Source organism: Pseudanabaena sp. SR411 (assembly GCF_002251945.1).
Lineage (GTDB): Bacteria > Cyanobacteriota > Cyanobacteriia > Pseudanabaenales > Pseudanabaenaceae > Pseudanabaena.
The window spans coordinates 1-26,242 of record NZ_NDHW01000211.1 but is presented as its reverse complement, the minus strand read 5'-3'; the positions used below and the strand labels follow the sequence as shown (position 1 = coordinate 26,242).

Sequence of the window (26,242 nt, the reverse complement as noted above, 5' to 3'; positions counted from 1 at the left end):
TTGAAAATTCGTCTGGTTTACTATCCCCCTTATCACAGTAAATATAATCCTATTGAACGCTGTTGGGCTGCTCTAGAAAATTATTGGCATGGTACGATTCTAGATTCTGTTGATGCTGCTGTAAGGTGGGCTAGTAACATGACATGGAAAGGGATTTCACCAATTGTTCATTTAGTGGAAACAGCCTATGTGAAGGGCATAAAACTTCTACCAGAAGACTTGAAACAGTATTTTCCATTTTGGCAACGTTCTGATACTTTACCCAAATGGGATATAACCATTGTTCCTAATTGATTGGTATCTTATTTCCTCGCAAGTCCCTAATCTCTCGCCCTGCGGGACTAATTACATTCTCAGTAGTCGTGCGATCGCTTAGCGGCAGCAACCCCTTACGGCGATCGAAGATCACCAACCAACCCGTATCGGGGTAGCTACAGGATACTTGGTGCGGTTCGTTTCTGAGAAACTAGTCCGAAAGGGATAGGGGATCAGAGCCTTTACACCGCCTTGGGTTAAACTCCCATAAAGAAAGTAGAGGTAACTTCAGGTTAGTGTGAGTGCGTCAAAATTAAGTAGACAAGTCTCATCCACTAGGAATGGTGTGAAGCCAAATCTTCCCACATGGACAGAGAAAAAACTCTGAAAGTGAAGCTGGGAAAAGGACGAGGAAAACAAACCTGAAATGGGGGTAACTCGTATAGGTAAGTAGTCAAGGTTAAGCATCAGTTGAACTCTCGGAAAAAGCGTCTGACCTGTACCACTCAAAATCAAGAGAGGATAACGACACAAGATAGCCTGTGAAAAGGCGACAATACCCGCTTCATTTTCACGTAAATAGGAGCAATTCTGGGAAATCGTAGGCGAAATGAGAGAACCTAAAACTACAAAACAACTAACTTGAGGAACGAATAAAACGGCTCTTTAACCTTCAGTTATAGGAATCAAAACCTAAGACTGTGAACTCCTTAAATAAGAGTTAGCAGGTAGAGTTGGTAAGATGTACTCGAAAATCCAACAGGTGAGGACTGTTCGACAACTGGGTACGGTTTGCACTGTTAATATTTATTCAGGCGTAGAGAATGTTATGACAACGGAGTTAAATCTAGTTGATAAATGGAAATCGATACCGTGGCGCAAGTTGCGGAAAATTGTATTTCGCCTACAAGTGAGAATATTTAAGGCTCAAAAGAACGGAAATACGCGCCTAGTGCGTAAGCTTCAGAAACTTTTATTAAGCTCTAAAGCAGCAAAATTGCTTGCAGTTCGGCAAGTGACTCAGCTAAACACTGGAAAGAAAACCGCAGGGGTAGACGGTAAGAAAGCCCTAGAAACGCCTCAAAGACTAGCATTGTATGAGTTGCTAATCAAAAACTGGAAGCAATGGAAACATCAACCGCTAAAACGGGTGTATATTCCAAAAGCAGATGGTAAAAAAAGAGGATTAGGGATTCCAACCATTAGCGATAGAGCATATCAATGTTTTCTTAAATATGCCTTAGAACCAGCAGTAGAAGCTGGGTTTAATGAATTCTCATATGGGTTCAGACCTGGCAGAAGCTGCCATGATATCCAGAAACAACTATTCTTTAACTTGAACAGTGGCAAAGCTAATGGGATAAGTAAACGAATACTCGAATTGGATATTGAGCAATGTTTCGACAAGATTGATCATAAATTCTTAATGCAATCTGTCCAACTACCAAAGGCAGCAAAATTAGGGCTATTTCGAGCAATAAAAGCTGGCGTTCGAGGAGAATATTTCTCTTCAGAGTCGGGTACACCTCAGGGTGGAACAATAAGTCCATTACTGGCTAATATAGTTCTTCATCGGGTATGGCAACGATTCGTGTAAAACTGTATCACGACAGGCTTAAAAGCAATATATAGTGATGCTTTCAGCGATTGATTTGAGGAAAGCGCTTGAACAATTTTACATTTCATCTAAAACGATATTTTTGGCACGATTTAAGAGGTCTAAAGACTTGAGGTCGGTGCGTTTAGAGAATCAGCGTTTTGGACAATAGGCGCATCGTAATCAATAGGAGGAGGACAACGATTTAGATCAAGAGCATAAAACCCAAAGCGATTTACATGCTGAGTCCAATAGGGACTGAGTGCAGCAATAGCCTCAGCATCTAGGGGGAACCCCTCCTGTCTCAACTCATTAAGAATGCGACTAATCTCAAAGACATTGTAGAAAATCAGGCAATTTGCAATCAAGTGATTGTAACGAATCATCTTACGCTGCTCCTCTCGGTTATTAGAAGAAATCACTCCTTCACCACCAAAAGATAACCATTGCACAAAGTGGTTGAAAGACTCACTCTTATTGGTAGCAGCATGGATCGAAGTTCTCAAATGCGCGTCATTGAGATACTGAAGTAAAAAAACAGTTCTCACAGCACAACCTAAGCCATGAAATGCCTGATAGAGTTTATTCTTAGTACTGTTTGTGCCCAGTTTCCGTAAGACAGTTGAAGCATTGATCTTGCCAGATTTGATAGAAAGAGCAACTCGTAGCATATCTGGCAAATGAGTTTCAATTAGATCCCAATTTACCGTATCAGTAAACAGAGAATCGACATGATTGTAGTGAACGGAACGAGTAGGACGATAGAAAATCAACTCTTTCCAATTACGAATGCGAGGCATCAGGGTAATCCCTAACAAATAAGCTAAGGCAAAGACAGTCGCACTTTGAGCTTGTGTATCTCCATGAATAGTATCGGGCTGAATCTCAGATTGGTTATGGAGCAAGCCATCGAGAATATAAACAGCCTCCCATACACCACAAGGGATGAAATGGCTGAATAGAGCAATATAAGTGTCAGAGACGTGGTAATAACCAATACCACCATAGCCACCGTAACGAATGTGATACTCCGCCAGCAAATTGTTTTCATAGATATCCCACTTAGTACCATCGACTGAGGCTTGATTACCTGTCCCCCAATACTTTGGTAAGTTGAAGCGATTATAAGCATTAATAATTGCCGTAATAGCCGCTTGAAGTTTATCCAAATCAATATGCCGTTGATGCACATGGGAAATTTGTCGTCGGTCAAAGTCCTTAAGAGAACAAGCAGTTTGAGATGGACCCAAGTTGCATCCATAACAGAAAGTCGTTGCAAGGTATCGAGCAATGGGTTGATCAAGCTTGGTATCATGCCCTGATATTGGCTTAAAAAAGCGAGTCCAGTTGAGCCATAACTCCGTATCAATTAAACTATCAAGCAAGTTGACTGGACGAATCCGTTCAGCAATCTTTGCTTTGAGCTGATCTGCCCCAGGTACTATTTTTGCTTTTGGCTTGCGAATCACCAAGCGGTCATGTTGATAATCAACATCAACATTAGCGGGAAAAGCCTCATCAAAAGCTGAAGCGCGGGTGGTCAACCACTGCTGCACATGGGACACAAATAGCTTTGGATCGGTCGGTAGTTCTACTTGTTTTCCGTACTCTTCAATAGCAGCCTTATATTCAGTCCAAGAAATTAACTGACTGTAGTAATCTCCATAATCAGAACTACCTTCAATGTAGAGATCACCTGACTTCAACTCTAGTAAGATATGCGAGAAGACACACACCTCAAAGTGACGACGGTGAATAGTTTCTGGCATAGGAACACGGTTTCGTTGCTCGGTGACCAATTGCCACCACTTGGCGGGAATCCAACCCAAATCAAGTCTTAGCTTTATTTTTTCTGCTTCAGTTCCAGCATTTTCAATAGTAGTAATCGGCAAGTAAGTTTGCCGACTATTGCGGTTTTCCAACAAAAACTGGATTGCCTTTTCCATCGTTGTATCTTGTGTGCTAGAGCGTAAAGGCAGTACCTCCAGCAACCGAAATAGGTTAGCACGGTAGCTTTTGTAGAAGTCCTGCATCAAGGAAAAGTAATTGTTTCCAACATGGTTTAGGTGAGCATTACATTGTTCCATAATGGATTGACTCTGCTCACCAATAACTGATTCAATCGCTGCAAATCGCTGTGAAATATCCCCATCTTTCTGATATGCCAGCATCACATCACGCAAGGTTTCAATTAGTTCATCAGTGCGAGGTTGCGTCTTGACTCGGTATTCTAGTAATGCAGTTTTCCCTTTTTGATGCATCTGCTGCATTTGCTTGATGAACATGGCATGTAATCAGGATACGTGTAAAACAGTGCCACGAAACGCTGAAACATTTACTGAGATTACTCTTGAGCGATCTCAATTGGCAAGCTAACTGCCAGATCCAACGGTTCGGGAATAGTCGTCAGATCGACAACATAGTCGCCATAACGCTTTAAATGTCTAGTCAGATAAGGACTCAAAGTAGAGAGTAACACGCGGTCAACCTTATGCCCCTCATCAACCAAACTCCGTACCGCAGTAGAAATATCCACAGTATTCTGAAAAATCACCGCACTGGCAACTAAGTCGAGATACTTGAGCCGCTTCTCTTGTTCTTCAGGATCGTGGTCTGTAAGTACCCCCTGCTTACCAAAAAATAACCAGTCCAGAAAATTGTGATAGCCTTCAACAATATTGGTGCAAGCTGTAATCTCCTGACGTAAAGCGCGGTCGGAAATATATTGCAGCAAAAACAACGTTCTAACTACCTGTCCCAAGGCTTGAAAAGTCTGGTACAGGCGATTCTTGCGACTATTACTCCCTAATCTTCGCAAGATCGTTGAAGGCATCAACTTACCCGCCTGAATGGACAAAGTTACACGAATTAAATCCTGCCAATGAGTCTGAATCAACTTCCAATCCACCACATCCGTAAATAACGGATCGATGTATTTATACACAACCTCTTGACTGGGACGAAAGAACTTATAATCCTGCCAGTTGCGAATCCGAGGCATCAGCTTGATTCCCAATAGATAGGACAAAGCAAAGACAGTCAATGATTGACCTTGAGTATCCGCATGTAAGGTGTCTGGTTGAATATCCGACCTGTTCTTCAGTAACCCATCCAAGATATACACTGCCTCCCATACTCCACAGGTAATAAAGTGGGTGAACAGCGCAATGTAAGTGTCTGAGACATGATGGTAAGCAATCCCACCATAACCGCCATAGCGGATATGGTACTCTGACATCAAACTGTTTTCATGAATCTGAAACTTGCTTCCATCAGCGGCGGCGCGTTTCCCCGTTCCCCAATACTTGGGCAACGGGAGTAAATTGTAAGCATTAATCAGCTCCCGTATTGCTGCTTCAATTTGGCTGGTTTGAATATGTAGTCGATTGATGCGCGACAACATCTGTCCGTTAATCAGTCCGCGTGTATGACGTGCTGTTTGATAGGGACCAAGGTTACACCCATACCCAAATACAGCCAGAATATACCGTTCAGTGGGTTGGTCTATTTTAGCCTCAGAGCCTGAAGCTAATCCAAAATGCCGCGTCCAGTTGAGCCAATGTTCCACATTGCACAGGATATCCAATACGCTCCGCTCTGGTAAACGTTCCCAAATCTTAGCTTCGAGTTCATCGGCACCAGCCGGTTTCACTTCTGCTACCAAACGTTTGAGGACGGGTGCTCCAACTTCGTTAATGGTAATCTGACTACCATCTTGACAGATCTGGTCAACTGTCTGTGCCACCTCTGTTAATTGCTGTTTTAAAGCAGCCACAAAGGACTCAGCGGTTACTGGTAAACCGCTTTGCATTCCATAACTTGCCAAGTCGTGTTCACATTCTTCCCATGAAAGTAACTGTTCGCGAAAGTCGGCGTATTGCTCGGAACCAGCGACAGAGATATCTCCTGTCTTCAACTCAGCCGCTAAATAGGTGAAGATGCATACTTCCAGATGAACTCTCGACAGTACTTGCTCTTCCCCACGCTGTTCCACCACCAATCGTCGCCACCGCTCACTGATGAAACTCAAATCGAGATCGTCGCTGGGTAAATATTTACAGTTCGCAAGATAAGTACTTATGTGAATTAAATATCACACAAATTGTCAAACAGCGCAATCATTAATTAGAGGATGTCTGAAAAGAGTATTAGGCTAAATGACGAAGCATAATGCGGATAATAGCAACATAGATAAAAGCTTCAGAGGTTTGAGGCAAAATCTCATAATCCTTACTGAGTCGTCTGCACCAATTAAACCAACCAAAGGTGCGCTCAACTTTCCATCTCTGAGATATTGGGAGAAAGCCGTTGATGACATCTTTGCGAAGCACAGATTGAAACATCCACCGATATTGATCCATCACCCACTGCATGAAGTCTTGATCTTTGTAGCCCCCATCAACCCAAATCACTACTAAATCAACCCACTGGCGCACCCGTTGCAATCGAGCCAGAACCAGTTTTGCACCTGCCCGTTCGGGAACATTGGCTGCATTTACTACCACCATCACAACTAGACCCAAAGTATCGACCAAAAGATGTCGCTTGCGTCTTTTAATTTGCTTAGCACCATCGTAGCCCACCTCAATTGCAGCAGGAGTTGCTGTTTTTACCGATTGGCTATCAAGAATGGCAGCACTGGGACAAGCCTCTCGATTTTCACTCACTCGCAACCACTGATGTAGTTTGTGGTTCATGCTCTCCAAAGTCCCATCGATACGCCAACTGCGAAAGTAATGGTAGACCGTCTGCCAGCAGGGAAAGTCAGACGGTAGCATCCGCCAAGCACATCCAGCACAAAGAATATAGAGAATGGCATTGACCACTGCTTGCATATAGGCACTGCGAGGACGACCTCCTACTTTAGCTGGGGGGATTAAGCCTTCTAATAGTTCCCACTGCTCTTGAGTTAGGTTACTCGGATATGCTCTACTCATGGTTCTCTAAACACTGTCTTGATTTACTATTGACAGGTTATCGTTTTTAGAGCTTTTCTACTGGGAGCATCTCACTTTGGCACTGAGTAATTATACTTAGCATCAAAAGTGCCTAAAATCGTTGTTTTGGCGTTGTTAATATGCGACAAATAAATGAAATTTGTGGTTTTTCTTTGTTGTCCAAGCCTGAAACGTTGAGTTTTTGTTATAAGTATTTATGCTTAGCGCCAAAGTGAGATGCTCCCTTTTCTACTTCTCAGCCATCCTCTGAGAGCAAGATTACATAAAAGTTAATCAAATAACTGGGCTTCATGGGCAAAAATCGAACCTAGAGAAAATAAGAAATCATGCAGATAAATTAGTAAGTCCGTTGTCACTCTGAGCTCATTAAAGTTTATTCTAGATATTTATTATTGATACATGCATAAAAATATAGCAAGCATTAAAATAAATATGGCAAACAATCAGTTCTCTTACTTTATTAATCTGTACACTTCATCAAACACAGAAAAAAAGCTTCTTGAGACTAAGTATACCTTAGTGCCTAAAAAAGAAGCATTAATAGGTAGAGAGGATACTTGTCAAATTGTTATTGACTCAGAACAATACCCTACAGTATCTCGACACCATGCAAAATTTCAGTCTTGCGGAGATAATTCAGAAATCTCATGGAGAGTCTGTGATTTAAATACAGCTAACGGTACTTATTTAAACGGTCAACGATTACAGGGTTGTCAGCCCCTAAAAGTAGGCGATCGCATTATGCTTAGTAAAGGGGGGCCCGAATTTATATTTGAGCGCGAAGAAATAGTTGCTCCATCGGCTCCTAATCCAGTTCAAGGAGAAGTAGAGAAGGCTGCCCAAATTAACCAAATCATCTCTGAAACCCAATCTTCTGCTCAAGCATCTCCTACTTCACATCCGCCCATTACTCAACCTGTAACTGTTCCTAATAAAATTGAGCCATCCTCACTAAGAAGTCTGTGGGATTTGGTGAGAGAGGACAATATCACAATTTTAGCGGGGCATGAAGATTTCGTGAAATCGGTCGCTTTTAGTCCTGATGGCAAATATCTCGCTAGTGGTAGTGTGGATAAAACCATCAAAATTTGGGATCTCGCACTCAAAAAAGAATCTAATTCTTTTTTAGGACATAAGTTAATGGTTAATGCAGTTGTATTTAGTCCAGACGGGAAGCTCTTGGCTAGTGGCAGCGCCGATAAAACTATCAAAATCTGGAATCTTGCAACGGGAGAAAGTATACAGGAACTTACTAGTCATGGCATGGGAGTTAATGCAGTTGCATTTAGTCAAGATGGTAAACTCTTTGCTAGTGGCAGTGCGGATAAAACCATCAAAGTCTGGAATCTTACGACAGGAGAGAATTCACAAACATTCACGGGTCACAAAATGGCTGTAAACGCTGTTGCGTTCAGTCAAGACAATCAATTACTAGCTAGTGGTAGTGCCGATCGCACAATCAAACTATGGAAAATAGAATCTGGGGAAGAACTATCGACTTTGCCAGCCTTGCGATCAGCTATCAATGGATTATTCTTCAGTCCAGATGGTAAATTTCTAGCTATCTCTACTGATGACAAAATGGTACGTTTCTGGAATTTAGAAACAGAACAGGAAATTAGATCGCTATCGGGATATAACTGGCAGGTTGGCGGATTGGCGATTAGTGCAGATGCTCAAATTCTTGCCTGTGGCAGTGAAGATAAGACGGTTAAGATATGGTCTGTTTAAATGAGAACAATCATCATAGAGATTGAATAGCTTGTTTGATTTTCTGAAATTCGACAAAATCTTTCTCAGTTTTAGATTGCCCAGATCGCTTCATTTCATTGACCTGAGACTGAAGTTGTTTTTGCTTTTCATCTACTTCGGCAACATAGTCAGCATAACTCTCTTTCACATTATCTAAGACATCCCGAAAATTCTTGTCTTCAGCATCCAACAATGAATTTATACGCTGTGACAGTCGATCAACTAGCATCTTGGTGTAAGACTGATAGTGGCTTACTGCATCTTTTTGAAGCTTCTCATGAGTGTCATGAATTTTAGTCTCTTTTTCCTGTTTATGACTAATAAAAACTAGTACCAAAACCATAGGCAGAAGGCAAGGTATTATGAACGGCTTAATATTATCTGGAACTCCTCCAGTAAAACTGCCTCCGAGCATAGTTACAGTTCCGCCGATTGCAATTACTTGTCCTCTTATATTTTTGAACATATGACCAAAGAAACCAGCTTGCTTATAGCGCAACTCAAAAGTGGGTTCTACTTCCGTAAAACCAAGAACTGACTGTACATTTAAGGTCTGTGAGCTTACAAACAGACTCTTAGAAATCTTAACTTCAGGAATAAAATTTAAGGTCTCATGACTCTTCTGAAGCAAAGTTCTAAAACCACCATCAAAATACTCGGTTTGAATCTTTTTCCACTCTGATATTGACCATTTAGTCATTTCGTCGTGACAAAGCTCTACTGCCATAGCATGAACATTACTACCAGATTTATTCTTGTTGGAATTGTTAGCAACTCCTAGACTAATGTATCTAAATCCCCCCCGATCAGAAATTTGTGGCTGCAAGTTTTTAGTAAACTGTTGGATTTTATAGGAGATACTGCTTTGCTTGAATTCATTTAACAAGTCAGCTTTAGCGAGGTTGAGATCGCCCCTTACTTGCTTAAAAAATGAATCGCGACGCTCATCGACTTGTTTATAAGTTTTGTCAATATTCTTTTTAAGAGTGTTTACAGACAGTTCTTTCAACTGCTCTTCATTTTGTTTTAGATTATCTTTAAAAATCGTGTCTTTCTGAACCATGATCGCTTCAATTTGGTTAGCGATCGCCTGTAATTTTCGAGTTTCCGATTTGACCAGAGTAGATTCGGTTTCATTTTTGGCAAACTTTTTAAGATCATCACAGAGTTGCTCAAATTCAGGTTGAGATTGGGGGGCGAGTACTGTCGCTCCTGCGCTGGCGGCAAAAGGCTTTAATATTAAAGAAATCAACTCGAAATTACTACTATTTAGTTTTTGTGGCAATGACTTTTTGATAGTCTCTAGGCTACTGTTAAAGCTATCAATATCACTTATTCCAGACTTGTCAACGATTATCAATAGTTTAGCTATGTCTGAGTCGTGGGCTAGTTGCAGAAATCTTTGGGTTTGCTCAGATAAAGTCTGAGGTGAAATGACTAAACAAAGAATATGGCTATTCAATAGATTTTGTAATTCTACATGGCTTGAATGTACATCATCTTTTGTCGGCACTTCAAATACCAAAATTGCACTGCCTGTTGCTTGATAAGCTGAGCCTAAAACAATTTGATCGTTGGGTTTAAGTGTCTGCCATTCTTGAGATTTGAGTCGTTTCTCGTTAATGAAAGTACCATTACTGCTTTCTAAGTCTCTAATTTGCCATTGCTCATCTGTTAAAGGTTTGATCTCGATATGTCTGCCACTGACCAGATTCAATCTATCTGGCAATAGGATTTGGGTGGCGGATGGGTTACGCCCAATCACTTGAGATTGTCTGGCTATGAGTTGGTATCGCTCAGGTTGATTTGTTCCAGAGTTTTGCAAAACTAGAGTGGCAACAGGTACAGCATTTGGCTCGGGAATGTCTGGCAGAGTTGAGACTTTGATTTGAAAGGGATCAGATAGTTCCGCATCTGCCCTTAGCAGCTTATGAAATTCTTTTGCTGATAGTGAGTCTTGTCCCAATATTTGCAAAACAAGTTTGCCAGCCTTGAGTGAGTCAGATAACTGTTTGAGTTTTTCCTCAATGTCAACGTATGACTGATCTTGAGAAATGCGATCAGCAATAAACTTTTGAACTGTTTGAAATTTTATAATTAATTTATCACTTACTAGAAACATAATTTTAATCTACAAAAAACAGTTCAATTGGCTTACTGGATTAATAACTTCAACAAATACCATACGCTACGTAAATTACCATCCTTCCCACTCTGATTTTAATAATGCAGCTGGGTTGATGTTGCATGGTAATAATATAGAACCCTCATCGTTCCCGTAAGCCATTAATGGTTCTTTATACTTAACAAATCTATAATTTATGTTAAAAGGATTGTGAGGCTCTAACAACGTAACTGTTGCACCATGTGGAATCTTACAGATACATTGCAGCTTCTTGTCATTGGTTGCGTCGCATGAAGTATCGTATGGATTAAGTATAAATGTAGCAGAAATAGCTCTTAACGTTATGATTGTTTGCGGTGTTTTTGTAGGCTGAACTTCTGGTGTTTTTGCAGGCTGAACTTCTGGTGTTTTCGCAGGCTGAACTTCTGGTGTTTTTGCAGGCTGAACTTCTGGTGTTTTTGCAGGCTGAACTTCTGGTGTTTTCGCGGGCTGAACTTCTGGTGTTTTCGCGGGCTGAACTTCTGGTGTTTTTGTTGCTAATTGTCCTAGCATTTTTTTATCATCATTTATCTTTAGTGATTGTAAATAAAATATTCCCCCAGCAGTTAGGAGGGACAAAAAAATAGCCCCAGCAAATAGAAGTTTATTAGATAACGAACGATCATACTGATGAATGGTTGGATCCTGAGGTTTCGTTGGATTGCTCACAGGCAATGTTGGCGCATGACTAGGACGATTTTCTGGAGGGATGATTTGTAGAGTGGGCTGATACGACTGAGGAGCGACTTGCACAGTGGGAGTGTATCCAGAGTGTAATTGTTCAAGAGCTTGTAAAGCCTCTACTGCCGAAGCATAACGCTCTGGAAAATTGTGTTTCACCATCTTAGTGAGAATCGCCGCCAAATTAGGGCTAACTTGAACCTTATCCTGCCAGACTAGCTCACCAGTGTTGTGGTCATAGCGAAACCCTGTATCCGTATCCTCCTGTTGTGGCGAAGGACTTAAACCCGTTAGTGCCTGAATCGCAATCACACCTAGCGCATAAATATCACTACTTGGCTTTGGCTTGCCAATCCCCTGCTCACTGGGCATATAACCAGGAGTACCGATCGCAATGGTTGCACTTAGCATCTTTTGTCCCATTGCTGTCTGGTTCCTTACCTGCTTGACAGCCCCAAAATCGACCAAAACTAATTTGTTATCTGACTTACGCCGAATGATATTGTCTGGTTTCACATCACGATGAATTACTCCATTCTGATGTACAAAAGCCAAGACGGATAAAATCTGCTTGAGCAGGTCAACCACTTGGTTTTCTGTCCATTTTTTACCGATTTGGAGTTCAGCGCTTAGTGTTTGACCATCGATGTACTCTTGAACTAGGTAAAATTCTTGATCTTGCTCAAAGTTTGCTAGTAGGCGCGGGATCTGCGGATTTTCTCCTAGCTTCTCTAAGACCTCTCCCTCACTACGAAACATCCGTCTTGCAGTTTCTAAAAAGCTAGGATCGTTACTAGCGGGCTTTAACTGTTTGACCACACAAACTGGATTGTTAGGACGCTGAGTATCTTCAGCCACAAAAGTTTGACCGAAACCACCTGCCCCCAAAATTCTCTGTACTTTATAGCGCCCGCTTAGTAATTGACCTATCATTTACGAATATCTCCACATCCTAAACTGACTAAAAATGACTATTACAAATAATAGCCCCAATCAAATAAAACATACAAAAACAACTGATTTTTTAACTTTTAACAGCCATTGATCGGTTTCTCAACCACTTGATAAATTACCCCTTGCTTATTTCCTATAAGATTATCTAGAGAAATCCATTTATAACGCTCTTTACTTTCTTTTACAGATTTTTGCAAATTGCAAATCTCCACCATTATCCATTTATCTTTCTGCTCTTTAACCAGCAGCAATGTATTAGATGATGCTTTTTTAGGTTCGCCTTTTTGATCTGGCTCATTATATAGAAATATTGATTCGCTTCCATTACCTTCGAGCAATTTAATATAGTTACCAGATTTAATTGGCAACTCAAAAGACTTAACCACAAACCATACAATCAATAGAAGCAAACCTACCGTCCCAACTGCAAATAAAGTATATAAAGTCGATTGCTGTGATACTTTTTGCCAACTATTTTCAGTAATCAATGCTGATAAACCACGCCAAACTTTTGTTTCTTTAAACAGTTTTGGATCTTGATAATGCGTCACAACGACTAAAACACCCTCTTTTTGAGGTAGCCGACTATTCAAAATTTCATTTGCAAGATCAGTCTGCAATTCAGGAGAATTCTTACCAATTTTACAAATATTATTGGTTTTTAAAGCGCCTAAATTGCTCAAGTCCTGATCTAGAATTTTATAAAACTGCTGATGATCAATAACAAACCCACTCTCATTTCCTCCAAATGCAATAGTTTTATCAATTGATGAAGTAAACACATCAATATCTTCAAGAGAACTTGCAGCAAGATATCGAATCAGAAACTCTTCTTCCTGATTTTTAGCGACGCAAAGGATAGAGTTTCTTGCTTTACGACCAACATAATCAGAACGTTTACTTGATTCAAGATTAGATATGAAAAGAATTAACTTATTGTCTTTTCTACCTATAAAAACTGAATGAGCATCTTTTTGAACATATCGATTGATCCATTCCATAATCTTTGGAGGTTCAATTTTGTATGCTCTCTCATCATCAGATAGCTTTTGCCAAGAATAATCTTGTTCTACTGATTTGCCACAACTCTGTATATAGATTTCCATTATTTTTTATCCTCATAACTCCATCAGTCTAGCCATTTACCTACATCTTGCAATACTGCAAATCCACCAGAAGTTTTACATTGTCGAGTAAAATCTTGAACAGTGGATTTAAAAGCTCCATCCTCAAAGAGTCTTCCCATAACACTCCTAATCGCTTTTGAGAGAAAAGTCCGTTTTTGAAGATGAATCTTGAGCAAAAATTTCAAGAGATAACGCAAAGGTTGCTCACTATCTTTAGGTGCATAGACATTAGCTGTTTTCTTATAGTAGAAACGAGGTTGTAGTTGACCATTGACTGATTGGGTATCAATGTGAGTAAGCTTCATATTCCCAAGTGTCTGTATCGGAGTTACGGCGACAACTACATGAGGAGATAATGTTGGATCTTGAAAAAAGTTAAGCAAAGTCGAATATCTTTCCTTAACTTTAGCGAGCAGATCTTCAGGAGCAGATTGAATATATTTTTCACACTTACTTGGTACAAGTAAAACGAGACGAGGACTTTGCACATTTTGATATGCTGTCTTAAAATAATCAGTAATCAGCATAGGCTTGTTTACGAGGTCATGCCATTTGCCATTCTCCTCCATCAATGCTGGAGCATCAATTACAACTAAGACAACAGAACAAATTTCTAACAGGGACTTCACTTCTGCTATTTCCTCAGTCCGCGCATTAGTTCCAATACGACCACCTGGAAAGTCTTTAAAATGAAGTTTGATGGCTGTTGGACCTCCTGTTCTACCAAGATCAAATACAAAATCTTGAGGTTCAGCCGTCCCTTGAATTCCAGGCATCACTTCCAGTTCTGCATCAGTATCGAAAGGACTTTTCAACTTTGTAACATAATCTTGCAGAATTGCAGAAGTAACAAGTTCGGCAGTAAGTTGTAAAGATGTTCCTTGCGTAGTCTTTCCAAACTGGTCATACATTGCTGCCAGTAAACTAGTTTTGCCTACACCTCTAGGACCAAAAACCGTTACTCCTAGAGTCCGAGGACCCTCAATTGGGCGAGTCAGAGTATTTCTAACATTTTGAAGAATGTTATTATTTGGAGTGGTTGGTACTTGAGCCTGAATAGGCTGAATATTAGATGACTCGTTAAACTTTTCCTTTACAATATTTTTTCTCTCTTGATTAAGATTCCTTATGACTTGCAGATCCTTATCTGCCTTTTCATACTCTCCAAGCATCTTCAAAATAGCCGCACGTTCTTGATAAGCTTTGATATTGCTTCGGTCAGCTTTGATGGCACGATCAAATTCTGATAACGCACCAGTAATATCTCTGCGTCTAAGTTTAAGCATACCGTTTTCATAGGCATTATTTGAGGCACATTTATCTTGTTCGTTGACAGCTTCAGTCGGCGATGTTGGCTCTGTGGCGATTTCTGCATAACCTTTTAAAAGTTCATCATTTTCCTGATTTAGAAGATTTGATATGTCATTTACAGGATCTTCAAAGATAGCAGTCTGAGAATACTGAGTCGGAGTGTATATTACTTCTTCTTTAACAGAACTACTATGGTTAGTATCAATACTAGTGCTTGAATATTCAACAGGTGGACTAGTTGCAAATTCCAGAGAAGATGAAGCTTGAATAAAAACTAGACTTTCCAATGCTTCAACTGCTGATTGATACCTTTGGCGGCAATCGTAGCGAATCATTTTGTCAATAAATTCTGCAAATTCTGTCGTGGTAGAAACTTGATCTCTCCAACAGATTTCTCGCGTGGCACTCTTAGGCAATTTAGTCGGCATGATACCCGTTAGCGCTTGTAATGCAATCATGCCGACTGCATAAATATCACTGCTCAACTCTGGTTCACCCGCACCCTGTTCAGTTGGCATATAGCCATAAGTACCGATCGCCACAGTCATTCGCGTTTGACCGTCAGGTTCCACAACTTGATTTTGAACTTGTTTAACCGATCCAAAATCAATTAGAACTATTTTGCCATCACCAGAGCGACGCATCAGATTAGGTGGCTTAATATCTCGATGAATTACATTTCTTTGATGTACATAGGCTAACGGCTCAAGGATATCTTTTACCAAGCGAATAACTTCACTTTCTGACATCTTGACATTAGGAGTCAATTCTTGACTCAGAGGATACCCTTGAATATATTCCTGAACCAAATAAAAATCTTGATCTTCTTCAAAACTTGCAAACAGTCGAGGGATCTGATCATGACTACCTAATTCATGAAGAAGTCTTGCCTCTGCTGCAAATAATCGCCTTGCAAGTTCAATAGTTTGCAGATCTTTGGAAATAGGTTTCAGCACCTTAACCACACATTGAGAGTCAAACATTTTCTTGTCTTCAGCTACAAATGTTTGCCCAAATCCACCAGAGCCTAAAACCTCAATTACTTTATAACGTCCGTCTAACAATTGCCCTAGCATACTACTCATACGAAATCCTCCGAGTATTAAAGTATAAAACACAAAAATATCTAAATATCTATTTCAGAAAAACAATGAATGAAGCCTGTATGATCTATTCTAATCAATAACTTTCATGTTATATAAATCAATCAAAAAAATTCAATCTCTTGAAGTTTTATACCAGTTTTAGAATCTTTGATTTTTAGATAAATTTCTCCATTCTCAACACCCATAAAATCTTCGATTTCTACAGGTATATCAGCACTAGAGCCATGCCAAATTGCTTGACCTTTGAGTGAGCAAGTTAGTAAAGAATTATCGTCATACAGTCTGCTAGCTTCTTCAGAAGATAATAATTCATGACTCGTAATTTCTGATGATTGGCTGTTTCCGTTGATTTTATCAATCACTGTAACAGTAAGACTATGATATGAATCAAGATTATGATATGAATCTGTAATATCAAAGCTTATTTCTATTACAGACAATTTGCGAATTTCAGTAACCTCAAATTGAATTATCCCAAGTATTCTACTCTCTTGGTTTTGATAGGTTTCTTCAAAAACAGGAATTTTTATTTGATGTGAACCACCATTCCATAAGAATAATTCAGATTTTAATGTAGGAATAAATTGCTCATTTGCTCTAATGATATTTTTTATACCTTTCTGCGTCCATATCCCCATTGTCGTAGTAACCAAGTCCAAGACACAAATGTTTTTGCCCCTTAAAATTTCAGTGTAAAGGGCAGCTCCTTCGGCAGCACCGTTTTTAGACCAAATAATTTCTTTAGCTTTATCAACAAGTTTTTGATGGTATACAGTTTGCACCGCAGGCAGTTTAGAAATATCGGTAGGTAAAATCAGTACATCTACGCTCGTCAATTTTTGAGATTGCAAACTAGCTTCAATAAGTTCAGTCACCAATTGAGATCCTTCAGGCTTACTAAATATTCCAATGTTTACATACTTTTGGAGTTTGCATAACACTTCAATCACTCCGCCATTTATTTCTAAAATACTACAAGCAAGACAAAAATCATGAATAACTATAACAAGGTATAGTTGTGGTTTCTTAAGTTCTAAAAAAAGACAATTTGCAGAAGAAACACTTAGTCCATAAGATAGAGTCTCATTTATTATTTTTAGATGGCCTATGCCTGCTTCTCTGGCACTACTTTTGATAATTTCTCGACAAGCTATATTATCTAAGAATGTTGGTATTGCTAAGAATATTACGTAGAGTCCAGTCAATCGATTTTTACGTCGCTCATCACATTGATTAAGTATTTCACAGAGAAGTTCTGTCAATAGTTCTTCGGGTGAGAACCATCTATTTAATATTGAGCATTCTAGAACACCACCACCTTTACTTCCTTTCGCTATACGATACGGGATTTGGGGTATAAATTGAGAGACCTCATCGTATCTGCGTCCAATAAAATAGATGAAGTCCCTAAATATTGAGGTATTAGAAGTTTGTTTCTCTATTGCTTGTTCACCAACAAGACAACTACCTTCGTGAGTATAAGCAACAGCAGAGGGAATGTTTACGAGTGTAACAAATTGACCATCTTGAAATTCTACTGCCATAGAATTGGAAATGCCTATTGATATACCTAAGAAATATGGGGAATCGTGAATTCCTTCATAAACTTTAGATTCTCTGAGTAGTTTAGGAGAATTAAAAGGCTTGCTTGACTCATTGGAATCAACTATTGTGGGGGTATATCCTCTACTGTTATTTTCCTCGACTATTGTTGGAGTATAACCTTGATTCTTAGAAGGATTTGAAATTTCAAATCCTTCCAAAGCCTCTAAAACCTCTGATGCTGATTGATATCGGCTCTTAAAATAGTGACGAGTCATCTTAGACAGCACCGTCGCTAATCGGTCACTCACATCAGCTTGCTCTCGCCAGATAGGGTCTCCATCTTCGTCTTCTCTTAATTGAGACGGCAACAGTCCTGTCAATGCCTGAATCGCCACCTTACCCAATGCATATAGATCGCTACTAGGTCTCGGCTTCCCACTAGCTTGCTCTGTCGGCATATAGCCTAATGTACCGATCGCTACTGTCATGCTAATTTGACCAATAGCAGTTGTCTGTTGTGATCTCACCTGTTTCACCGCACCAAAATCGATCAATACCAACTTGCCATCTTGCTTACGTCGCATGATGTTATCTGGCTTAATATCGCGGTGGATGACTCCCTGTCCATGAATGAACTCAAGAATTACTAAAATATCTTTCAGCAATGCAATTACTTGAGACTCTGACCACCGTTGCCCTAATGGTAATTCTGTACTGAGTGGCTGTCCGTCCACAAACTCTTGGACTAAATAAAATTCGTCATCTTTCTCAAAGTAAGCTAACAAACGCGGAATCTGTTCGTGGCTTCCTAACTTTTCTAGTATTTCTGCTTCACCTGTAAACAATCGCCTTGCCGTCACCAAAAAGCTGGGATCGGGGCTAATTGGTTTTAATTGCTTGACTACACACTTAGGATTGTTCGGTCGCTGGGTGTCCTCTGCGACGTAGGTTTGCCCCATACCTCCTGCACCTAACGCTCTGATAATTTTGTAGCGATCGTTCAGTAATTGACTCAGCATATAAAACTCTCGGTTGAACAACGGTAGTTAATAAAATTAAATCATTCCAAATTTTCCCAGTAACTCCTTAGCCTCCACAAACACATCTACAGCAGTATTAAATCCCTTATTAGTGGTATCAGTAGCTGTTTCCATTAGAGATAATGTACGTGTAACCGTTGAGCTTGTCTGATCAACGGTTTTACCAGCTTCTTCTAATGCACGACTCACATCTTTAGCTGTTGAAACTAAGTCACTGATCGCCGCTCCATGATCTGACACAGCTTGGTCTAATGATGAAGTAACCGTACTTTCGACGTTACCAGAAACCTCTAATAGTTTTTGAGATAACTGATCGGCAATCTGGGTTAATCGCTCCGAAAACTCACTAGATTTCTCTGACAATTGAGATAGGCACTCACCAGAAATATATGTCTGAAGAGTCTCTGCTTGTCTTGTTACCTCTGTTTCATGGGTTTCTATAGCAGTAACAAAATCTTCACTAATCAATGCGCCCGTTTCAGCGAATTCAGACTCTAGAGCAGATTCTACTTCTTGAGTTGTTTCTTCTAAAGTTGTAAGCGCAGTTTCAGTAGTTTCCCATGCTTCCTCTTGTTCAGTAGTTACGGACTCTAATGTACTGTCCAACTGATCTAAACTTGTCTTAGTTTCTTCAAATTCTTGCTCAATTTCCGATTGTGCCGAGGTGATCTTTTCTTGCAGTTGGTTTAATGTTTGTCCCACCTCAGTCACTTCTGCATTGATCTGTTCACGAATAGCATTGAGTTGACTGATCAGAGTTTCTGCACGGGTATTTAATTCAGTCCATTGGGTATCAATTTGGCTAGTAGTCGTAGCAACTAGTTGTTCAAGAGCATCAAGATTAGCTTGAGACTGATCGATCTCTTCGACCAGCATGGTTAGTTTGGTAGCGGTTTCGCTTGCAGTAGCCTTAAAGTCTGACATGGTTCTCCTTGATATGTGCCAACTAAAGTATGTGTCAACTAATTTTGTTTTTGCTGATGTGCGGTGATGTTTCTAGACTAACGATTCCACATAATCCTGTGCCTTCATTACCCCACCTCTGACTTCATCAATAATTGGTTCTAGTTGATCGATCGCCTCTCGCATCACCTTACGACCATTGGACATCTCAGAGTTTGCACCTGATAGATCTTCGTCAATGCCGAGTATGGCTTCTATCAATGTATCTAGTCCTTGCTCAACTGCTTGCTTTAGTTCCGTGCGAATCTCAGTCTCAGTTTCTTCTAACATGCGATCGACTTGCTGGCGGATGTTCTGCTCGACTAGGCTTGTGAGTTGTGTATTAAACTCACTGCGTTGTTGTGAAAATTGATCCATGGTGTCAGCCAAAGAGCTATCTGTTTCCTGATACATTGTTTCCAGATTTTGGCTTAGCTCAAGTATTTGATCATTGACCGTAGATTGTGAGCTTTCTAGACTTTGCTGAAGTTGGGTTGCAGTTTCTTCGGCTTGACTCACGGTTTCTAATAGTTTTTCTTGATCAGCTTGAAACTTAGCATGGGCTGCTGCCAGTGCTGACTGTACTGATGTATTCACACCTTGCAAAGCGTCACTGCGAGTATTGAGCAAAGTACTAAGTTGCGTTACCTTTTCTTGTGCAGAAGTAAATTCACTGACTAGTTCATCTTGCTTAGAAGAAACTAGCTCAGTAAATGACTGAAACGCAGTTTCAATTTCGGTTAGTTCAGACTCTAGCTGAGATTGGTGTTGAACTATTTCTGATTGAATTTGGTCAAAGGCAGCTTGAATTTGAGTGGATAGACTAGTTGCTTCAGTTTGTTTTTCTTCGGTACTACTAACCAGCGTAGTAACTTCAGTTTGCAGTGCTGTTAGTTGCTGAAGTAGGGTGCTGACTTTTGTAGGAATTACGGTGGCAGCCTGTGATAGAAGCTGCATTGATTCTGCGGTTTGACTCATGACTGGAGATGATCTAGGTAAATTAAGATAGAAAAATTAGTCTGGATATTCGGGTTTAGAAATCCAAAAGATCCATCACTGCATTAGCAGCTTGGAGTTGGAGTTTGACCGCAGCAAGTGCAACTAAGATTGGGATCGGTGCAGTCATTGCTGTTGTTATTTGTGTCCCAGCTGTCATCACAATTACATTTTCCATAACCTCTTCGGCTACGGCTTCAATAATGCCTTCGATCGCCTCTCGAAAAGCATCCTCAAGTTTTTGACGACAAGTATCTCGACAGTCATCTCCAACTTCACGGAGAATTTCAGAAACTTTGTCTTTTAACTCATTACCCACTTCTTCGGATATTTTGCCAAAGTTATCAAAGAGATCGTTTAACTCCTGTTCTCCTTCGCTAAAACTAGTTTGCAGTGTGGTCAGATGCTCTTGAGTAAGTTGATCGCTAAGGGTAGAAAAAGATGTTTCTGTGGTTTCTGTAAAGCTACCAGTTAACTCTGAATTAAAAGCCTCAAATGCTTCTTCAGTAGCATCTTGCAGAGCATTAGTCTGTTCACTTACATTAGCGATCGCCTCTTCTAAACCTTGAAAGACCTCTTGGTTAGTTTCTTGGATTTCCGTTAATGCCTGTTGCAAGGTAGTAGTAGTTTCTTGAACATTACTAAATGTTTCAGCTAGTTCAGTGGTGGTTTCTTCAAGCTCTGAGCGACTACTCATTGCTTCTGACTCAAAGGTGGTTTGCGCTTGTTCAACTTCCTGAAAACTTGTGTTTAGCTGACTAGTACCTTCAGTCAGAGCTTGTTGTAATGATTCTAACACTTCCGTAGAAGCAGTTTCTTCGCTTTCAATCGTGTTCTCGATTTCAGTTAAGCTACTTACCAACACATCAACACTGCTGGCAAAGGTTTGACTTACTTCAGTGAGAGACTCAGTTACTTCTGATATATTTTCGCTTGATTCGGTGAGTTCACTAGTGGTTAAATCCAATAGAGCAATTAGTCCATTGAGTTTCTGAGTGACTTCTTCAAGGCTTTGACCAAATTCTGCTAGTTCTGCCATGACTTAGATAGAGGGGTGATGAAATATTAGATGTAGATACAGGACTTAAAGTTGCACTCAAAACTATTTTTTAGAGGTAATCATTGACTAACTCTAAAACAGGCTTGATTTCCTCGATTAGGTCAAGAATTTCATCAACTTTACCGAGAATATCTCGGAATTTACCAGTAAAGTCCTCAATACGATCAACGCCTGTATCTTTGAGTAAAGATACGCCTTGATCAAGTACTTCTGATGCTCCTGATAGCTCACCAAGGAACTGATCTCCAAACAGGGATTCAACATTGGACAATACATCGGTAGAAGTAGAATCCAAAACTCCTTGGATTGAGTCAAGTTGACTATTGCCTTCCTCCAAAACTTGATCCACATCAGCAACTAGTGCAGTCAGTTTGCCCGAAACATCTTGCTCAAAGGACTCCAATTGCGAGACGAGAGTTTCTGCTTTAGTCTCAAAGCTCTGCTTCGCCGCATCTATCACATTCCGAAATTCGTCGATGCTATTAGTTGTCGATTCTTGTTGACTGGTCAACTCGGTCTGAAAAGTCTCAGCCTGTTGAGCAATTTCACTTAGTTCTGATTGAGTAGTCTCAGCTTTTTCTTGAATGCTTGAATTAGCTTCATCTGTAAAGCTCTTGAAATCATCCAACTTGGTTTTAATTTCATTGGCTGTAGATTCGGTTTGCTCATCAATTTCTGCAACTCGACTTTGCAGAGTGTTCAATCCCTCAACAGTAGTTTGCAAAATTGCTTCTAAACTTTGCTCTGCGGCTTCTAGCTTGGCGCTAAAACTCTCAAAACTAGCTTGAACTTCTTGGCTATTGGTTTCAATAGTTTCGGTGAGTTCAGATATGGTCGAATCGGTTTGATTAATAATGCTAAGAACTTGATCAGACGATGCTGATAGGCTCAACATTCGTTGAACCGACTGATCAATTAAAACGTCAAGTGCTTCTGCCATGTAGTTATCTCAACATACTCAAACTTTGTAAACATGATGTAAGAAAGAAAACAAATTATTTAGCTTGATAAGAATAGAAAGAATCACTGCTAGAGAAATAATATTTTACTTTTGTAGTGATAGTGCGCCCTGCAAATCATGGTGCACTATCACAAATAGTCAATACGAATGAAATTAATCAAAAAGTAAATCAACGAAATTACCATTTCGATTAAATCTATTTGTAGTCCCAGATCTCAATGTGTATCTTGTTGATTGATAACCATCCATAAAGCTTGAATCGAATTCAACCATGAATTGTCCATTACTGTGCTTTTTACTTTCCCCTGGACTAAGATTGAAAGTCGTTCCATCAAGGGAATAAACTATATTCCCATTTGTATTGTTTACAATTGTCACACTTGGCTGTCTGTCAACAACTGATGAAGATTCACTGCTACTAGTACACTGTGAAGCTATAAATTCATTTGCCTTGTCGAATGAGGCTGATAGTATTGATGCAAGCTCATAACGGCTGATTGGTTGTTTGGCTCGGAATGTTCCATCTGGATAAGCGGACAAAATTCCCCATCGACTGACAGCGCTTTCAATATCTTTGTAGTAGCGGTCATTGGGAGAGATGTCACTAATTTGCGCTGCCGAAGGCATTTGAGCCAATTGGGTTTTATCCTTTGAGAGGAGGGACTTGGATGCATACTCATGTGAATCGATACTACTTGTTCTCTTAGCAAACGCCTCTATCGGACGTAGAAAGTATCGATTTAAAATTATGGCGGCATCTGCTCTTGTGAGTTCTGAATCCCCACTCGATTCAGAATTTCCGCTACTTGGTTGATATAGTAATTCTCCTCCTGTGGCGTTACCGATAGCTAGATATGATTGATAGTAGAAAGCGGTTGAGTCAATATTTGATGAGGGGTTGAAAGAACGCCTAGGACGAGAGAAGTTACATTGATTTTCACCGAACGTAAACACTACATTTAAAGCTGTACCAAACCAATCGATCATCTCGAAGCGCGTTGCAGATTGATTCCCTCTAAAGGTACCATCACTATATAGTCGAATAAATCTTGCTCTTTCAATAGCGCTTTGTAACGATTGGAAGCCCCAATCCGTTGGACGAACATCGGACACTTCGTTGATTGAAGTCGCATAATTGAGCATATATGATCGCCCAAGATTTTGGCTAATTAACATCGGAGTGTTGCTAGTGTTGCTAACCTCTGATTGTTTAGGAACCCTCACAGTACCTTGAGCAGCAATAGTCTCCTGTACAGGAACAAGGACTGTAATCAAAGTCGAGCTAAATAGGAGACACTGAGAAACAAAAGCTGTTAGATTGGGTAACATATCGATCTCTCCTTTATCAATTAAATTAAAAACTGTACATTCTTTTCAGTATTCTTGCTGCTTTAGCCACAGCCTAAAGATTCCCAGACACTAAGGTCTAGTTCTCCCGTATCGCAACGAGGGTCTCGCTTTGGTTGAGCAGCATCTGGCTGATTCGCGGCAGCAGTATCTGGCTGATTCGCGGCAGCAGTATCTGGCTGATTCGYGGCAGCAGTATCTGGCTGATTCGTGGCAGCAGTATCTGGCTGATTCGTGGCAGCAGTATCTGGCTGATTCGTGGCAGCAGTATCTGGCTGATTCGTGGCAGCAGTATCTGGCTGATTCGCGGCAGCAGCCTTCTTCTCGGCAGCAACTTTATCAGCAGCCTTCTTCTCGGCAGCAGCCTTCTTCTCGGCAGCAACTTTATCAGCAGCCTTCTTCTCGGCAGCAACTTTATCAGCAGCAGCCTTCTTCTCGGCAGCAACTTTATCAGCAGCAGCCTTCTTCTCGGCAGCAACTTTATCAGCAGCAAGGCGTTGTACCTCATTGTAGTAGAATACCCCTCCTCCAATAAGTACTGATAAAATAACCGCTCCAACAATCAGCCATCTATCTAACCCTGAAGAACGATTATGCCCATACCGTGGAACAGTAGGTTGTTTTTGCTGATTTAGAGTGGGTGACTGCCCAATATGGCTAGCATCTCCTACCCCATTTGCACTTGATTGAGTAGGAGCATAAGCCTCTGGCGTAACTACTGTAGGCGTATAACTTCCATTACTTGCCACCTGTGTAGGCGTATACCCACTATTCACCACAACATTAGGCGATTTTAAATCTACCAAAGCTCGTAAAACATCAGAAGCCGACTGATAGCGATGCTTAAAGTAATGTCTCGTCATTGTCGTCAGCACATTAGCTAACTCATTACTTACCTCAGCCTGATCGCGCCAAATCGCTTCTCCATCGTCATCCTCCCTTAACTGTGATGGCAACAACCCAGTCAAAGCCTGAATTGCCACCATGCCCAACGCATAAAGATCACTACTAGGTCTTGGCTTCCCACTCGATTGCTCTGTCGGCATATATCCAGGAGTACCGATCGCCACCGTTATACTTACTTGACCAGCTACAGTTGTCTGCTGCGTCCGCACCTGTTTCACCGCACCAAAATCAATCAAGATCAACTTGCCATCTTGCCTACGCCGCATGATGTTATCTGGCTTAATATCTCGGTGAATTACCCCTTGTCCATGAATGAATTCTAAAATCATCAATACATCTTTCAGTAATGCGATTACCTGTGGCTCCGTCCATCTTTGACCTAATGGTAACTCTGAACTTAGCGGTTGACCATCAATCCACTCTTGCACAAGATAAAACTCACCGTCGCGCTCAAAGTAAGCAAACAGACGTGGGATCTGGTCATGGGTTCCTAACTTATCCAGCATTTCTGCCTCGCCCGTGAACAATCGTCCTGCCGTCACTAAAAAGTTAGGATCGGGGCTGACAGGTTTTAGCTGCTTGACTACACACTTAGGATTATTCGGGAGCTGAGTGTCTTCAGCAACATAGGTCTGTCCCATGCCGCCTGCACCCAATACGTTAATGATTTTGTAGCGATCAGCTAGTAGTTGACCAGTCACAATGAAGCCTTTGTAAACTAAAGAATTAAGTAATATTTAGAGCATAGAAAATTACGATAAGGTAAGTTCTTATAAGATTAGAAAAATATATAATTTTTAAAGATTCTTGTAAAGAAAAAGAGGATTGTTGCCATCGTGGCAACATAGTGTATTTGCAAATATTTTAGTTTAATTTATTTTTTCCTTTTGATCTCAGTATGACTATACAGTAATATTCTATGATCATAAATTTTAAAACGACAATAGAGTTAGCTTTATTTTCGTCAAGTGAGGAACCAAAAGTTTTATTAAACTTTGGTTATATTCTCACAAACAACTAAAATTGGCTTTGGAATCGACATATCAGCTTAGATTTAATTAATGGTTTAGCCCCGAATCACGATAATCTCTCGTCCTGCGGGACTGATGACATTCTCCGTCGTAGTGCGATCGCAAATCGGCGGTAACCCAGAACGGCGATCGAAGATCACCAACCAACCCGTATCTAAACTCAACCCCGACAAATACTTATCAATCTGCGGCAACCCTTCCTTAAGCGGATCGGGTCTTTTATCAGCCCATACCTTCAACTCCATCGCCAAGGTTACCTTGCCATAGCGCAAACAGATATCCATTCTTCCCGAACCAATGGCATATTCCCTTTCCAACGTGCCTCCACCATTAACAACACGGTGCAAAAATGCCATCAGTACAATATGAGGTGCAATCTCTGGATAGGGCGTACTTCCAAATAAAGGTTCTCCATGCTGCCGCCAGAACAATAAGAACGCTTCCAACAAGCGATCGGGCAGAAATTCACCTTGCTCACTAAGCCAGATTGGTTGAAGATACCCAATAGA

The 26,242-nt window shown here is 40.5% G+C and carries 16 protein-coding genes and 3 pseudogenes; 4 read left to right on the top strand and 15 right to left on the bottom strand.

Translation table 11 applies throughout. The features are described from left to right. From B9G53_RS22760 to B9G53_RS22755, 3 genes and pseudogenes are all read left to right on the top strand, one after another. Window positions 1-294: pseudogene (locus B9G53_RS22760) on the top strand (ISAzo13 family transposase); the annotation flags it as partial. Beyond that, entirely contained in the window at window positions 291-431 is a 141-nt protein-coding gene (locus tag B9G53_RS27630) for a hypothetical protein (protein WP_176453321.1), read from the top strand. The pseudogene B9G53_RS22760 and the gene B9G53_RS27630, both read left to right, overlap by 4 nt. Before the next feature lie 566 nt (window positions 432-997). Then, a complete protein-coding gene (locus B9G53_RS22755) occupies window positions 998-1,852 on the top strand; it encodes a reverse transcriptase N-terminal domain-containing protein (RefSeq protein WP_217901656.1) in 855 nt (284 codons plus the stop codon). Between the two features lie 122 nt (window positions 1,853-1,974). Here B9G53_RS22755 and B9G53_RS22750 read toward each other — a convergent pair. The 3 genes and pseudogenes from B9G53_RS22750 to B9G53_RS22740 all read right to left on the bottom strand — a co-directional run. Continuing rightward, a pseudogene (locus B9G53_RS22750) lies at window positions 1,975-4,137 on the bottom strand (Tn3 family transposase); the annotation flags it as partial. 59 nt (window positions 4,138-4,196) lie between these two features. Continuing rightward, window positions 4,197-5,933 (bottom strand): Tn3 family transposase, encoded by a 1,737-nt coding sequence (locus tag B9G53_RS22745; protein ID WP_254923775.1) that lies wholly within the window; start codon window positions 5,931-5,933, stop codon window positions 4,197-4,199. Window positions 5,934-6,000: 67 nt separating this feature from the next. Then, window positions 6,001-6,789: an IS5 family transposase gene (locus B9G53_RS22740; RefSeq protein WP_094535732.1), complete on the bottom strand. Its 789-nt coding sequence runs from the start codon at window positions 6,787-6,789 to the stop codon at window positions 6,001-6,003. A gap of 540 nt (window positions 6,790-7,329) precedes the next feature. Between B9G53_RS22740 and B9G53_RS22735 the strand changes: the two genes are divergently transcribed. Beyond that, window positions 7,330-8,541: an FHA domain-containing protein gene (locus tag B9G53_RS22735; RefSeq protein ID WP_176453319.1), complete on the top strand. Its 1,212-nt coding sequence runs from the start codon at window positions 7,330-7,332 to the stop codon at window positions 8,539-8,541. Window positions 8,542-8,554: 13 nt separating this feature from the next. On the opposite strand, the gene B9G53_RS22730 is transcribed toward B9G53_RS22735, so the two are convergent. From B9G53_RS22730 to B9G53_RS22675, 12 genes and pseudogenes are all read right to left on the bottom strand, one after another. Further along, complete coding sequence (locus tag B9G53_RS22730; RefSeq protein WP_094535730.1) at window positions 8,555-10,684, bottom strand: FHA domain-containing protein; 2,130 nt, start codon at window positions 10,682-10,684, stop codon at window positions 8,555-8,557. A 75-nt stretch (window positions 10,685-10,759) separates the two neighbouring features. Further along, window positions 10,760-12,340, bottom strand: a complete 1,581-nt coding sequence (locus tag B9G53_RS26975) for a protein kinase (protein WP_141211861.1) — start codon at window positions 12,338-12,340, stop codon at window positions 10,760-10,762. A 98-nt stretch (window positions 12,341-12,438) separates the two neighbouring features. Further along, window positions 12,439-13,467: a hypothetical protein gene (locus tag B9G53_RS22720; protein WP_094535729.1), complete on the bottom strand. Its 1,029-nt coding sequence runs from the start codon at window positions 13,465-13,467 to the stop codon at window positions 12,439-12,441. 23 nt (window positions 13,468-13,490) lie between these two features. Then, window positions 13,491-15,884: a protein kinase gene (locus B9G53_RS22715; protein ID WP_217901655.1), complete on the bottom strand. Its 2,394-nt coding sequence runs from the start codon at window positions 15,882-15,884 to the stop codon at window positions 13,491-13,493. A gap of 122 nt (window positions 15,885-16,006) precedes the next feature. After that, window positions 16,007-18,469, bottom strand: coding sequence for an Hsp70 family protein (locus B9G53_RS22710; RefSeq protein ID WP_094535728.1), 2,463 nt, complete (start codon window positions 18,467-18,469; stop codon window positions 16,007-16,009). Window positions 18,470-18,505: 36 nt separating this feature from the next. Beyond that, entirely contained in the window at window positions 18,506-19,414 is a 909-nt protein-coding gene (locus B9G53_RS22705) for a hypothetical protein (protein ID WP_094535727.1), read from the bottom strand. Window positions 19,415-19,486: 72 nt separating this feature from the next. Beyond that, the gene (locus B9G53_RS22700) at window positions 19,487-20,410 is read right to left on the bottom strand and encodes a hypothetical protein (protein WP_094535726.1); all 924 of its coding nucleotides are present in this window, start codon (window positions 20,408-20,410) and stop codon (window positions 19,487-19,489) included. Window positions 20,411-20,465: 55 nt separating this feature from the next. Beyond that, entirely contained in the window at window positions 20,466-21,467 is a 1,002-nt protein-coding gene (locus B9G53_RS22695) for a hypothetical protein (protein WP_094535725.1), read from the bottom strand. Window positions 21,468-21,537: 70 nt separating this feature from the next. Beyond that, window positions 21,538-22,428 (bottom strand): hypothetical protein, encoded by an 891-nt coding sequence (locus tag B9G53_RS22690; protein WP_094535724.1) that lies wholly within the window; start codon window positions 22,426-22,428, stop codon window positions 21,538-21,540. A 174-nt stretch (window positions 22,429-22,602) separates the two neighbouring features. Next, window positions 22,603-23,778: an S-layer homology domain-containing protein gene (locus B9G53_RS22685; protein WP_094535723.1), complete on the bottom strand. Its 1,176-nt coding sequence runs from the start codon at window positions 23,776-23,778 to the stop codon at window positions 22,603-22,605. 62 nt (window positions 23,779-23,840) lie between these two features. After that, window positions 23,841-25,403 (bottom strand): serine/threonine-protein kinase, encoded by a 1,563-nt coding sequence (locus tag B9G53_RS27625; RefSeq protein ID WP_094535722.1) that lies wholly within the window; start codon window positions 25,401-25,403, stop codon window positions 23,841-23,843. 365 nt (window positions 25,404-25,768) lie between these two features. Further along, window positions 25,769-26,242 (bottom strand): annotated as a pseudogene (locus B9G53_RS22675) (PD-(D/E)XK nuclease family protein); the annotation flags it as partial.